Source organism: Butyricimonas faecalis, assembly GCF_003991565.1.
Lineage (GTDB): Bacteria > Bacteroidota > Bacteroidia > Bacteroidales > Marinifilaceae > Butyricimonas > Butyricimonas faecalis.
In genome coordinates this window covers 3,194,603-3,209,742 of record NZ_CP032819.1, presented here as the reverse complement: position 1 = coordinate 3,209,742, position 15,140 = coordinate 3,194,603, and the positions used below count along the sequence as shown (strand labels likewise).

Below are 15,140 nucleotides of genomic sequence, written 5' to 3'. Positions count from 1 at the left end.
GCTAAAACTTTCTCCAAACCATCTTGTTAATAATACCGGTATAAGACTGTATAATCTTCACCACTTTCGTGGAAACATTCTCATCCACGTAATTCGGCACCGGAAGCCCATGATCTCCGTTTCTGTTCATATCAACAGCACATTCCACGGCCTGTAACAAAGAATCGGAATCAATCCCGGCAATAAAGAAACAAGCCTTATCGATAGCCTCCGGACGTTCTGTAGAGGTTCGAATACAAACTGCCGGAAATGGGTGTCCCACGGAAATAAAGAAAGAACTTTCCTCGGGTAACGTTCCACTATCGGAAACAACGGCATAAGCATTCATTTGCAAACAATTATAATCATGAAATCCCAATGGTTCATGCCGAATCACACGACGATCAAGTTGAAAACCGGAAGCCTCCAAACGTTTACGACTCCTTGGATGACAACTATAAAGAATCGGCATGTCGTATTTTTCTGCCATCATGTTTATCGCCGTAAAAAGAGAAAGAAAGTTCTTCTCCGTATCAATATTTTCTTCACGATGAGCCGAGAGAAGGATATACCTCCCTTTTTCCAGTCCGAGACGCTCGTGAATATCGGAAGCCTCTATTTCAGCCAAATTCTGATGCAACACCTCAGCCATCGGAGAACCCGTCACGTAAGTGCGCTCCTTGGGCAGTCCACATTCCGCAAGATACCTACGAGCATGTTCACTGTAAGCCATGTTAACATCGGAAATAATATCAACAATCCGACGATTGGTCTCCTCCGGCAAACACTCATCCTTGCAACGATTACCCGCTTCCATGTGAAAAATCGGAATATGTAAACGCTTTGCACCGATCACACTAAGGCAAGAATTCGTATCCCCAAGCACAAGAACCGCATCCGGCCGGGTTGCCACCATCAACTTGTAACTTTTGTCAATAATATTACCCATTGTCTCCCCCAAATCTGCCCCCACTGCATCCATATACACGTCAGGATCAGCCAATTCCAAATCTTTGAAAAAAATCCCGTTAAGATTATAATCATAATTCTGCCCGGTATGAGCCAGCAAACAATCGAAATACAGCCTACACTTGTTTATCACGGCAGCCAGACGAATAATTTCCGGTCTTGTCCCCACGATGATAAGCAACTTCAATTTACCATTATTCTTAAATTCTGCCATACTATTTCTTTTTTGCCAGTTCCTCTTGAATATACTCTAATGAAGCAACTTTTGCCTTAGTTTCTTCCAAACTTAACCGATAGGCATTATCGGAATTAAATTCCTCGATAGTAACATGCTTCACGTCACCCTCGGTAAAGAATTTATCGTAATTCAAATCCCGGTTGTCTGCCGGGACTCGATAAAAATTCCCCATATCCACCGCCTTGGCACATTCCTCCTTCGTGAGAAGTGTCTCGTACATCTTCTCCCCGTGGCGAATACCAATCACCTTAATATCCTCTTTCTTTCCTCCAAAAAGTTCACAAACAGCTTCCGCCTGAACTCGTATCGTACAAGCCGGTGCTTTCTGCACGAGAATATCACCATTAGCCCCATGCTCAAAAGCAAAAAGAACAAGATCAACTGCTTCATCCAGACTCATGATAAAACGAGTCATTGATGGTTCCGTGAGAGTAATGGGAAGTCCTGCTCGAATTTGTTCGATCCAAAGAGGGATAACGGAACCGCGGGAACACATCACGTTACCGTAACGCGTACAACAAATCTTTGTTTTATCAGGATTACACAAACGACTCTTAGCCACAGCCACCTTTTCCTCAATGGCCTTAGTAATCCCCATAGCATTTATCGGGTAGGCCGCCTTATCCGTGGAAAGACAAATAACACTCTTCACCCCGCTCTCAATCGCAGCCGTCAACACGTTATCCGTCCCAACCACGTTCGTACGAACAGCCTCCATCGGGAAAAACTCACACGAAGGGACCTGTTTCAAGGCTGCCGCATGGAAAATGTAATCTGTACCCGGCACGGCAGCCCGCACACTCTCCAACGAGCGAACATCTCCAATATAAAATTTAATTTTATGTGCTACCTCTGGAAACTTCGCTTGGTATTCATGTCTCATATCATCCTGTTTCTTTTCATCCCGGGAGAAAATACGAATCTCTCCAATATCAGTACGAAGGAATCTTTTCAACACGGCATTACCAAAACTACCGGTACCTCCGGTAATCATTAAAACTTTGTCTTTAAAAATGGACATGATAATATTTTATTATTTATATTTTATCTAAGAAACTTTCTTATGTTACAAATGCCGCTCAACAATTAAAGCAGTTCATTAACCAATACTCTCTTTGATTTGCTCTACAATGTACTTCACATCATCATCAGAAACATAAGGACCACTTGGAAGACAAAGTCCCCTCTTGAATAAACTTTCACTTACTCCATTCGTATAAGATATTGCTGTTTTATAAACCGGTTGTTTATGCATCGGTTTCCATAAAGGACGACTCTCAACATTTGCAATATCAAGCATTCTACGCATAGCTTCAACATTCAGATTGGGTTCGCAATCTGTATGCAAAATCGAAGTAACATGAGTTACACCAGCAGCTCCCCCAACTGCTCCTTGAATCGTATTTTTATAAGCATCTTTTTCTCCTTTCACTTGCAACTTTGGATCAAGAATAATAGTACAAAGCCAAAAATTACTATCATAACGTGAAGATGGGTTTTCATGCAAAGCAATACCATCTACATCTTTAAACAATTCCCGATAAAGAGATTGAATATGTTTATGATGAGCAATATGATCTGTTGCCACAAACATCTGCCCGCGACCAATTCCAGCACAAATATTACTCATACGATAATTATAGCCTATTTTTTCATGCTGATAATAAGGATATGACTCACGAGCCTGTGTTGCATAAAACATAATTTCACGTTTATCCTCATCATTAGTACAAGTTAACGCACCTCCTCCACTAGTAGTAATCATTTTATTACCATTAAATGATAAAACGCCATATTTCCCATAGGTACTAAGCATACGTCCATCAAACTTAGATCCAAACCCTTCTGCAGCATCTTCAATTACGGGAATATCATAACGATTCGCTATTTCCATGATTCGTTCACAATCATACGGCATACCATAAAGAGCTACAGGAATTATGGCTTTAGGCTTACGTCCTGTTTGAACTATACGGTCTTTTATAGCTATTTCCAATAAAACAGGATCCATATTCCACGTATCTAATTCCGAATCCACAAAAACAGGAGAAGCACCAAGATAGGTAATTGGATGACTAGAAGCACAAAACGTGAACGACTGCACTATTACCTCATCCCCTTGTCCTACCTTACAAGCCAATAATGCTAGATGTAAAGCCGCAGTACCTGCAGAAAGAGCTACAACCCGCCTATCTTCCCCTATGAATCTTTCAAGATCTGCCTCAAAGCCATTCACATTGGGTCCAAGAGGTACAACCCAATTTGTATCAAATGCCTCTTTTATAAATTTCTGCTCTTCACCACTCATGTGTGCTAAACAGAGATAAATACGTTTATCCATTCTTACTATATTTGAAAAGGATGATTGAAGACTTGTTCACTCTCTAAAATAATGGGTTCCACATCTACATCACGCAAAAAAACATAGGGTTTTTCATAATGATAATAAGGAGCTTTCTCAACCCTATCACAATTCCCATCTTCCATAATCTTAATTGTATCTTCAATAAGATTGAATCCTACATGAGCCATAACTCCAGTATATGCCATATGCCGAATATTCACTTCCGTAACTTTCATATTACCATTCTTGTCTTCCTTTAAATCAAAGGAAAGAATACCATGTGCAGATACACCAAGTTTCTTTTCTAAATACTTAACACAATCATCACAAAACTTATTAATCTGATCTTCATTGAGGAAGCGCCCAAAATGAGTATTACCTGTAACATGAGAAGGAGCCGTATTGGCCATCACATATTCTACACACTCCAAAGCAGCACCCTTTATATATTCTCCGTTATAATAAAGCATCTCGTTAGCAAGATGACGCCCTGCAAGAAATTCACTTACCGTAAACTCCGGAATTTTAGAATTGATAAACAACCAACTTTTATAACTACAGATATCATCGAGACGAAGAGATCCCAATCCCCCTGTTCCGTTAGTTGCACGAATCCAACAGGGAAAACCAATAACTTTTTCTACATCTTCATAGCGCGGATTATCCTGTGTAACCTTGATAGTTTTAGGAATAAATTCTGTTCCCTCAAGAAGTTCCGCCATGATAGCCTTATCTTTCAATGAAACAGAGAGCGCTTTACATCCCATAAACACAGGACATGGAAATCTACCATTTTTCTCATAATAGTCTCCCCACTCAACAATTTCACTTTCTGGTTGCACAAAAGCATAATCAATATTCTTTTCTTTGACAAGCTTCTCTATCCAAGGAAAGTATTCCAGAGTATTACAACGAGGACAAATAAAATATTCGTCCAAAAGTCCTTCCATGAAAAAACCGACAGCTTTTTTTTCTATATCACAACCGATGATTTTATAATCAGGATGGTTTTCACGAATAATACCGGCAAGAGAACGAGGCGTTAACCCACCGATACCCGTAACGAGAATCGTTTTCATCATTATGTATTTTTAAATTATTTACTAAAATGTCTTGTTATAATATTGTATGCAGTAGAAACAGTATAGTTCTTTACAAGATATTCCCATGCATTTTTACCCATTTCCTCAATATTCGAATTTATAATCTTATCTACAGCCTGGGAAAAACCTTCAACATCGTTGCTTAGACATTTGTAGCCAAATCCATTCTCTTCTGCAATAGTACCCATATCAGTATTAGGATCTGTCGCAATAATAACTGGCATTGCAGCTGCCATATAAGAAAGAAGCCGAGAAGGAAAATTAGGTATTTGAAATCTATAATCTAAAAAAATCATACCTACTTGGCACTGATTAACAATCAATTTATATTCTTCTTTAGGCAAATATTTTAAAAGAAGAGTGTTTCTCGTTTGGGATTTTTTAATAAAATTTTCGATCCGACCAAACTCCGTTCCCGAACCAATAATAATAAAGAATACTTTTTTATTATCTTTTTCCTTATCCAAACAATCTACCAAAAATTTAATACCTTGAGGCTTCCCTAAATTTCCACCATAAATAAATATTTTTGCATCTTTAGGAATATTATACTTTATCCTCAAATCTGATACCTCTTTCTTTTGGGTGACAGGATTAACTTCTGGTAAAGCTATACAATTAGGACAAACCTCAACAATGTCACGTTTCACTTCTGGATTATGCTTAAGCACATATTCTACATTTGCTGGAGACATACAACCAATATGATCAGATATTGCATACAATTTTTTCTCTTTTCTCCTAAAATATTTATATATCAATCCCTTTATTCCATTTTTTTGCATCAAAGCAAGATCCACAGCATTCTGTGGGAAGATATCCTTTAAAAGAAGGTATGTTTTTGCTCCTGTTCTCTTTTTTATTTTAGTAATTGTATTTACCAACGTAATTGGAGGAGTTGGATATATAATTAAATCAAACTTTACATCATAATACACTTTTCTAATTGCTTTCAGAAACAAAGAATCTATTGTCATTGTAGAAATTCCTTTCTCAATAATTCCAATATTTCCCGTAATGTTTCCAATTCTTATACGCAAAATTGTCATTCCATCCTTTTCATATAAACCATCCTGCTCTTCACTACTTCTTTCATTAGCACATGCAACATAAACTTTATTACCTCTTTTTTGGAATTCACAAAGAAGATCTTCATAAAAACTTTTATGTTTACTAGTACTAAACGATAATGATAAAAAAAGAATATTCATCGTTTTACTAGTTTTTTTATAAATCTAATTACTTTCACTCGACAGATTGCCCATTTTTCATTAAAATGATATTTCTTTCCTTGGAAATCACGAAATATTGGAACAAACAAACTTTTACTTCGATGTGCTTTAAAGTATGAAACATAACGAGCATCTGACATATTAGAAAATGGAGAATATTTTGAGATTTTTTCTCCATACAAAGATTCCTCCAACATTAATGATATCACTTTATCATCTTTATCTGTTTCAAACCAGACAAGAGACGAATTTTCCCCTGAAATCTTAAGAGCATAAGTTTCTTTGGCATAATCTGGATAAACTAATTTGCCATCAAAATAAATACCAGAAGGAAGATAAAAATTACCAAGCCCATAAACGATAGGCTTCCCCTTATAAATTTCTGCCCCCTGAGGCCTATGTGAATGACTTCCAATTACACCTTCAACACCTCGATCTATTAAATAATGAGCAAATTTCCTATGCATCGGCATTATTAATTTCTCCCGATCATAATTCCAATGCATAAAACAATAAACTTTTGTTCTTGGATTCATCTTAACATAATCCAAAACAATATTTGCAAAAATATCGTAATCATGATCAACAATACGTACATTATTTTCATTATTCGTATTCGTACGTGTATATAATCCCCAACAATGACCGAAATAAGCATACTTAATCCCATTTTCTTCATATTCAAAAGGAAGAACAGAACCATCCTTTTCACAAATACCAAAAACTCCTATATTTTTACTTCTCAGATAAGATGCTGTTATTTGTATTTTTGAAGGATAATCATACATATGGTTATTGGCCATAGTAACAATTACTTTCTTTGCATCTGTAAATGCATCAATAACCTTCGGAGAATTAAATAATGTCAAACTTCTTTTATTTTCTTTTTCATCAAGGATATTTGCCTCGAGATTTAACACAACAATCTCATTTTTAAAAATTCCAAGACTTCTTATACTAGAGATAAAAGAATCCACCTTTAAAGATGGACAAGCGATATCACCAATAAAGATCATATTTTCTTAATATTTGTCTTAACCCCCTTTTTGAACTTATTTGAAGAAGTGCAATTTCTGGTTGGGCATTAACCTCCACAATTTCAGGACCTATATTTGTAATCGCTATATCCCAACCCAATAAAGGTATACCTTCAACAAGTTTTGTTGCATCGCAAATTAGATTACAGATGTCATCCCACATAGGAATTTGAAAACCCAAAAATTGGACTTGTGTATCAGGATGAACAACATACTCCTTATTTTGATAATTTACTGCATTACGTCTAATAATACCGTTATTAATATCAACCTCTGCAAATAATCCCCCCGACGAGGCATTATCAATATTCATTCCCCCTCTACCCACACGAAGAACTGAGCCTATAATATGACCATAATAACTAAATACTCTCAATGTATTTACCGCATAAGGATATAGTTTATTAATTTCATCATGTTGTATAATAAGAGCTTCTATCAATTTCCCCTCAACAGAATAATTACCATCTTTAATTAAATCAGTATCAACAATTTCAATTCCATAACCACCACTACCTTCCAACGGCTTTACAATACATTTATCATACTTACTCAAAAATTCTTCTAAACGCTTATCATCTATACCACTCACCCAATCTCTATAAATATAAGAGCTAAATAAATCCAACGTTTTCTCTTTATTATTTATTAGGTTTCTCTCCATGAACAAATCATTGAATTTTTTATAAAACAACAAAATCTCACGTGTTGAAATAAAATTTAAGATTTCAGAATTTCTCATATGACAGAATTCACATGAGAAAAAATCACGAATAGAATAACCATACTTTACATAATACAAAAAAAACTTGAGAAGTGACAACACTCCGTCACCAGCTGATTTATTTGCAAGATAAGCTTTTTTGAAATATTTAAAATAATTCATTTGTATACTCATTTACAACATAACGCCTTTTACCTGAAGCTAAAACAGGAATTTCATTCACATACTTAATCATTATTGTAGATCCATCTCCAACAATAACTTTTAGACTACTCTTTAATTCCTCTTCGTCTATTTTTGTACTTGAAACAATATTCAATCGAATCTCATAAATACCCTTACCAATCTGAGCAAACTGGTATTGTTCTACGTTTTGATATTTCCACATCGCCGTAGAAATTGAGTGAGGGGATATAGTTTCTCCGTTACAATTAAAAATCATATCAACAACACGTCCTCCAAAATTACCTATAGCCATTCTTTCTGTACCATTACATTCTATTTTTTCCCAAGCTCCCACATCACCAGTATCATATCTAAGCATAGGCATCGCATAATTATACAGATCTGTAACTACAATACGTCCAATTTCACCTATCTCGGCAGGCACATCAGAATCTAACTTTAGAACCTCCACGTAATAATTAGCACGATTCATAAAGAAAACATTATTCTTTACCCCATCTTGCCCTAAAAAACCATTTTCCTCATTTGCATATCTTGAGAAACATTTACAATTAAACGCTTTTTCAATAGTATTTCGTGTATTATCATAAAGCATCGTAGAACCACCAACAACACCATAAAGATTACATCCCTTGGCTTTATCGAAACCATATTTATCAAAATATTTTCTAAATGCATCTAAAGTTGAAGAATACCCCATCATCATTGCTCCACACCCCTTTGTATATTTCTTTATAAACTTTAATTTGGTTTCTATCCCTGCCTCACTAAGATCTGTACAATTTAACAAGTAAATATTTTGAGCAAATTGCGAAATGGCAGATTTCGCAATTTCTTGAACAACAGAACGAAGATATATAATGCGACGTCCGATCTTATAACCAGTTTGCCCATTATAATAAAGAACTTCTGCATTAACATGACGTTTTTTCTCAATATTCTGATAACATCTAAAAGGAGTTCCCGTAGAACCACTTGTAGACATAACAATAAGATCCTCTTTCTTATATTTAGTAGAAAAAAATTTATCTTGATTTTCCTTGATAATAAACTTTGAAACGACTGGCCATTTATTAATATCAAAAGACTTCTGTTCCATGTAATAAGGTACTGTTGTTTTTGCGTGTTGAAGCAAAAACACTAATTGTTTCTTTTGATACTCCGTAATCTCAGACTCTGTCCATTTACCAGATTCACAATTATCAAGGAGATTATAAGCTCTCCTTACATATCCCCCCTTCAAATAGTCTATTCCCCAAAAAAACTGATTACGTAATACTTCCAATAGTGTCATATGTTCTATTTTACGGTAATATAATACCCAGCTCTATCTGCACTTTTCAATATTGGGTTCCCGCTTATTTCCTTCATTACACTACAACGCCAAATAGATTTTGGATTTTCAAGCTTGAGACGATTGAACTCGTCAAGATTAGCTTGACTCATAATATAATGATTCTCGGCAAGCTTTGGTTCTCGAATTTTAGTAAAACTAGGAGCTTTACCACAACAGATATTTATCACCATTCCCATGAAATCATAACCAGAAGATAATGGTGTTAAATCAGTACCTATACAATCTCCCCCCATACGAGTAGCAATTTCCATGAAATAAATCTTACCCTCTTTAGTGATCCGAAATTCTGGATGAATAGCACCATATTCTATCTTCATTGTCTCAAAAGCTTTGTAAAGAGTCTGCTCTACCCTCTTGAACATCTCAAGCTCTAAAAGCGCAGGCTGACGATGACCTATTTCAACAAAATGGGGAGCTCCAGTTGTATACTTTTCTGTTATAGCTAGCAATTTATACTTTCCTTGATACGCAATACTTTCACCACTATACTCTGGTCCTTCAATGAATTCTTCAAGAATAACTTCTTTTTCCTTTGACCATCCCAAAGCATAATCAAGAGCTTTTTCTAAATCTTCTTTTTTCTCAATCTTAAATACACCACGACTTGAACTTAAATCTACCGGTTTACAAATTAGAGGATAAATAAATTCAGAAGTCGCTGCATAAATATCTTCAATAGCACTTTTTTCTGTAACAAGCATGAAATTGGGACTATCAATACCTCCTTCTTTCATTACTTGACGCATGAGATACTTATTTGTAGAAATTTTCTCTGTCCACTCACTATTACAAGGAATTCCCATCTTACGCAACAGAAAATTCATGGGATGCATTGCAAGTTCTGAACAAATAGAAACTACACCACACGGATGCAATTTCTGACATTCTTTCCATAGTCTGTCATAATCTAAGATATCAACAGGATGAAAAAAATCAGCTGTAATTTCACCGATTTCTCCCCTCTGTAAACCAAAAACATGAGTCTCATATCCTAATTCTTTAGCACGAACAATAACAGGATTCTGATACTCATTCGTACCTAGAATCATCAAACGATTATTCATATTTATTGATAATGTATTATTTATTGAAATGAGGTACATTATACCCACCCCATTTTAACTGAATTTTTTCCACATATTCAATTTTCTCTGGCCGTTGAATTTTACGCACAAGATGAAGTCCTCCTTCCTCCGTCACAGAGGGAATACCAATATCATTTTTTCCTGCTACCTTAAAAAAAGTTCTCCAAAGAATCTTAATATCATTTACAAATGACATTTCTTTAACATATTTGCAATCATAAGCAAAACGGTCATTCCATCTACATAACGCACGCCCATTTATCTGCGCCAAACCTGTAATCCCTCCACGAACTGTATGACGTAAACTTTCCTCAGGTGTATAATATGGTAAATAAAATGGATAGAGAGGACGAGGACCAACCAAACTCATATCTCCCTTGATAACATTTATTAACTCTGGAAGTTCATCTAGACTTGAATTACGAAGAAAATTACCAAATCGCGTGAATCGCTCCGTATCAGGCAACAGATTACCATCCTTATCTCTAGCATCTGTCATTGTTCGAAACTTAATAATTTTAAACGGTTTTTCATCTTTACCTATTCGGACCTGTATAAAAAATACTGGCGAACCTAATTTACATCTAACTAGGATACAAAGTATCAAAAAGAATGGAGAAATACAGATAAAACCCAAAAGGGTAATAATAAAATCTAAAATACGCTTAAAAAAATGTTTATACATGAATTTATCGTTCTTATTTACTAGTATTAAAAACACTATCTATATAATTCTTTGCTACTCTTTTATCAGTTAATTCTGTTGCAGTTTCCATTGCTCGTTTTGAAATAATTAACAATTCTGCCTCTGACATTGTCCTAATATGTTTAATAATATCTGACAATTCATTCTCATTCCCTTCTTCACATAAAAAACCATTAACACCGTCTTTTATAATACCATCGAATCCTCCATTACGAGAAGCAATTGTAATACACCCCATTGCCATCGCCTCTAAATAAACAAGTCCAAATGTTTCCTCTATTGAGATCATGATAAAAACTTGACTTTTCATAAGTAAATTAATAATGACATCTCTATCCTGCCGTCCTAAAAACTGGACATTTTGTTCAACTTTATATCTTATCGCATTCTTTTTTGTCTTAGAAAGTTGTTCTCCTGTTCCAATGTATAACATTGTAAAAGGATCTTGCCCAAAGGCATTACTTAAGGCAGGTATTATCTGCGCAGGACATTTTCTTGCTATCATTGTTCCAACATAAATAAAATCTTTTATTGTCGAAAAATCTTTAGAAAAAGTATCATCCAAATACGAAGACGGAATACCAGAATAGCACAAAAATGATGGCTTTTTTACCTTATAAACATTTAAGAATTGTTCTCGAATAAAAATCGATCTAAATCCAATGACATCAATATCATTGAGATAGTTTATTAGCCTATCGCCATAAACTGTTCTTTTATTAGTCCAATGTGCTACATAACAAGTCAGACAATGAAATTTATGTTTCAATTCCGGCATTATTTCAATAGAAGGATTTAGCCAATGGCCAATAATAACATCGGGGCAAAAATTGTTTATTTCACAAAATTTTTCTATTTTAAAAATTGTAGCATTAATTACTTTTTTAGAATATCTAGAATGTGGCTTCATTTTTGTCATTGCAATTCTCTTTACATGCACCCCCTCTAACTCGTATTCCTTATCTACATATGGATGATCTCTAATCACATACCCCTCATAAGAACCTATTAGATCTCTAAACGGTTTAATTAAGTAATAGAATATATTAGGAAAGTTTGTTACACAATGAATTACTTTCACCTCATACCCCATCTTCACCCATTCACGAGTAAAATAATGCACAACAGGAGTATCCGTTTTAGGAATATCATCAGCAGGGTAAACAGGAGTAACAACTAGTACTCGTTTTTTCATGTATATTAGATTTTTAACAAAACCGTAATTGATAAACTACTAATCTTTAAATCCTATTGATCGCCTAAAAGCTATCTTTATAAACAAATAAATTAGACTATTTCTTATGGCATCAATTTAATACTCTTAGCATTATCTAACATTTAAACTGGCAACTTATGACACCTGACACAACACTTTTGTAATTCATCTTTCTGTTTAAAAAGACTATACCCCATAAGAACAAAAGGTAATATAGCACCTGTACCTGGGGCATAAGGAAAAGTTGGCTCTTCCCAACTAATAATAACAGGAACCATGAAAACAAAATAACCGAGAGTTAATAGCGTTAACTTTCTTTTTATAACATTTTTAACAACAAACACAACAAGACTTACGTAGAGCCCCATAAGAGGAAAAGATCCAAGTATACCATAAGAAGACAATTGCCGTAAAGCATAATTGTGAATCCATTCATAAGTATAATTAGTAATTAGATTACCAAATAACGGACTTTCTGCAATTATTTCTATAGCAAATAAATTTCTACTCATTCGACCAGAAGTCAAATCAGAACTTTGATTTTGCGTAAATGAATCAAAGATGTAATCCCACAAATTTTGAAGCATTCCCAAAAATACTCCACCCAATATCAGGCTAATAAAAACTACAACTACTAAACTTTTTAAATTACTATTATCCTTAAATTTTCTATATAAAATATATAAAATCAGAAATATTGTAACTATAAATGCTGCTCTTGCCCTAATAGTAATCGTAAAAAATAATAACAACAAGGCGATACCCCACAAACATATTTTACAATAATATTTCTTATTCAAACTTATAGCAACAACCCCCATAGCCACACATGACGAAGATGTCATAACTCCTAAGGTATTTTTACCATACTGCATGTAAGTATCAGCAATGATAAAACCACCAAAATTACTAACAATCTGACAATAGACACAATACAATATCATTACAGAATATGATATTAATATAATTAATAATTCATTGTTCTTAAGCTTTGCATTATAACCTATTAAGATAAACATCAATGCAATCATTACATTTTTCGATTCACCGAAATAATCTGTAGTATCCCAAAAAACAACAAATATTAATCCCCAAAGAACAATAAGTAACACCCACTTAAAATAGTTACGTATAAATGACTCTGACAGCCAAGATTTAATACCAATATGTAAAAAAAATGTAACCGCCATCATAAGATAAATATATTTCTTAAGAGGATTTATATCTTGCCAATCTGTTACAAAACTAGAGAACATCGGATGGTAAGACAATGCTGTCAAAAGAAGTAGTACTAATAAAGAACAAACTTTTAGAAAATGTAATACTATGTTATCTTTCATTTCTATGAAAAACAGACTTTATAATGTTATTAATCGCATATTTTTCTTCTGCAGATAAACCAACAAGATAAATAAGTATAAGATACGAAAAAGAAGTAATTATAATATTAAATATCATAGTTAACAATGTCTTACAAAAAAAATGTATTGTGAAACAGAGTAAAAATGCAACAACAAATGAAGGCAACACACGACTTATTACACTTTGAAAAAAAAATAATGAACTAATATTTTCAAGTTTAGATATTACAAATATTCTAGTAATAGATCCAGTAACTTCACATATAAAAAACACTATAATCGCCACATATGCCGAACATCCTAAACTAAGTAATAATACTGATATTGGAAGTGCAGAAACTCTAATACATGATACTATAATGGAAAACCATTTAATATGCCCAATAGCTTGACAGGCATATACTAGACCTCGTGTTAATTGTTCCGACATACATGCCAATACCATTAACCTTGCAAATGTCACCGTGCTTTCTGGAACACTTTTAAGCCATAATTCAAGAATCAAAGGCATCATAACAATGAGTGGTATAGCAATAAAAGACATCAATATAAAACCAAATTTCCCCGCCGTCATAGAAAGTTTAAACATTCTTTCCCTATCATTTGATCCATAACTCTTCATTATTTGAGGTTTTATCGTATCTATAACAGCAGCAGATATTGTATATATTTGCCCTTCGATTTGCCGAGCTAAAGCAAATGCAGCATTTGTAACAGGACCAAAAAACTTATTCAACATAATAGCATATCCTTGCCTATTAGCTATCGTACCAAGAACATCGATAATCGTCCAACCCGCAAATTTTGACTGCTTTTTAATCCCTTTAAATGAAGGTTTCCCGATATAAAACTCATCTTTATATTTGACAAAAATATACAAAATGTACATCACAACATTTATTATTACTACTGTCATCATTAGAATTCCATAAACAACGAGTTTATCACCAGTAGTAAAAGCAAGAAAGAATGCTATACCAAGTTTTAACAATGCATCAAGTATTGATATACAAGATGAATAGAAGAAATTTTCATGCGATATAATAAATGCGCTAAAAGGTGTTATAAATATATGCAAAAACATTGTTACTGACATACAATGAAAAACGATACGAGCAGCTTCTATACGTTCTTTAGGAATATTTAAAAAACCATCAAATATAAATAATCCAATAAATTCCAATACGGCAACGATACCAATAGCAATAAATAAATGCAACCAAAAGCAATTATTGAATGTATTACGTAAATCTGAAAGATTATTCTTACCTAAACTTACTGAAAGATAACGTATAGATGTTTGGCTCAAAGAAGAATTTAAAAATCCAAGAATAGCAATTACACCTGCAATCACATCATAAATACCATAATCACTTGCACCAAGAGCATTTAGTATAACTCTAACAGAGTATAGAGATATTACAAAATTGAGAAGTAATCTCGTATATTGAATAACTGTATTAATTGCAACTTTATTTGCGACTCGCATAATTCAAAATAGTCTTATTCTCATTAATATTCCCAAATATTTTAGATTATTCTCGATAATACAATTACCATGCGATATCATCATTCGTTATGATGAAACGAACAACTACACCAT

Annotated in this window: 13 protein-coding genes; all 13 read right to left on the bottom strand. The window is 34.0% G+C overall.

The window, feature by feature from the left end:
- Window position 1 precedes the first annotated feature (1 nt).
- Window positions 2-1,162 carry a UDP-N-acetyl glucosamine 2-epimerase gene (locus D8S85_RS13695; protein ID WP_106481161.1) on the bottom strand — a complete coding sequence of 387 codons (1,161 nt, stop codon included), beginning with the start codon at window positions 1,160-1,162 and terminating at the stop codon, window positions 2-4.
- A 1-nt stretch (window position 1,163) separates the two neighbouring features.
- A complete protein-coding gene (locus D8S85_RS13690) occupies window positions 1,164-2,207 on the bottom strand; it encodes a polysaccharide biosynthesis protein (protein WP_106481160.1) in 1,044 nt (347 codons plus the stop codon).
- A gap of 78 nt (window positions 2,208-2,285) precedes the next feature.
- Complete coding sequence (locus tag D8S85_RS13685) at window positions 2,286-3,527, bottom strand: DegT/DnrJ/EryC1/StrS family aminotransferase (protein ID WP_106481159.1); 1,242 nt, start codon at window positions 3,525-3,527, stop codon at window positions 2,286-2,288.
- A gap of 5 nt (window positions 3,528-3,532) precedes the next feature.
- A complete protein-coding gene (locus D8S85_RS13680) occupies window positions 3,533-4,612 on the bottom strand; it encodes a hypothetical protein (RefSeq protein ID WP_106481158.1) in 1,080 nt (359 codons plus the stop codon).
- A 14-nt stretch (window positions 4,613-4,626) separates the two neighbouring features.
- Window positions 4,627-5,844: a glycosyltransferase family 4 protein gene (locus D8S85_RS13675; protein WP_106481157.1), complete on the bottom strand. Its 1,218-nt coding sequence runs from the start codon at window positions 5,842-5,844 to the stop codon at window positions 4,627-4,629.
- Window positions 5,841-6,881 (bottom strand): CapA family protein, encoded by a 1,041-nt coding sequence (locus D8S85_RS13670; protein ID WP_106481156.1) that lies wholly within the window; start codon window positions 6,879-6,881, stop codon window positions 5,841-5,843. The genes D8S85_RS13675 and D8S85_RS13670 overlap by 4 nt, the downstream gene beginning before the upstream one ends.
- A complete protein-coding gene (locus D8S85_RS13665) occupies window positions 6,865-7,788 on the bottom strand; it encodes a sugar-transfer associated ATP-grasp domain-containing protein (protein WP_172726520.1) in 924 nt (307 codons plus the stop codon). Before D8S85_RS13665 ends, D8S85_RS13670 begins: the two co-directional genes overlap by 17 nt.
- Entirely contained in the window at window positions 7,775-9,106 is a 1,332-nt protein-coding gene (locus D8S85_RS13660; protein ID WP_106481152.1) for a phenylacetate--CoA ligase family protein, read from the bottom strand. Before D8S85_RS13660 ends, D8S85_RS13665 begins: the two co-directional genes overlap by 14 nt.
- Window positions 9,107-9,111: 5 nt before the next feature.
- On the bottom strand, window positions 9,112-10,233 hold the full coding sequence (locus tag D8S85_RS13655) for an ATP-grasp domain-containing protein (RefSeq protein WP_158641589.1): 1,122 nt from the start codon (window positions 10,231-10,233) through the stop codon (window positions 9,112-9,114).
- Window positions 10,234-10,249: 16 nt separating this feature from the next.
- Window positions 10,250-10,939 (bottom strand): sugar transferase, encoded by a 690-nt coding sequence (locus D8S85_RS13650; protein WP_106481150.1) that lies wholly within the window; start codon window positions 10,937-10,939, stop codon window positions 10,250-10,252.
- Window positions 10,940-10,952: 13 nt separating this feature from the next.
- Window positions 10,953-12,155 carry a glycosyltransferase gene (locus D8S85_RS13645; RefSeq protein ID WP_106481149.1) on the bottom strand — a complete coding sequence of 401 codons (1,203 nt, stop codon included), beginning with the start codon at window positions 12,153-12,155 and terminating at the stop codon, window positions 10,953-10,955.
- A 143-nt stretch (window positions 12,156-12,298) separates the two neighbouring features.
- Window positions 12,299-13,516, bottom strand: a complete 1,218-nt coding sequence (locus D8S85_RS13640; RefSeq protein ID WP_127075248.1) for an O-antigen ligase family protein — start codon at window positions 13,514-13,516, stop codon at window positions 12,299-12,301.
- Window positions 13,506-15,026 (bottom strand): lipopolysaccharide biosynthesis protein, encoded by a 1,521-nt coding sequence (locus D8S85_RS13635; RefSeq protein ID WP_106481147.1) that lies wholly within the window; start codon window positions 15,024-15,026, stop codon window positions 13,506-13,508. Before D8S85_RS13635 ends, D8S85_RS13640 begins: the two co-directional genes overlap by 11 nt.
- Window positions 15,027-15,140: the final 114 nt, after the last annotated feature.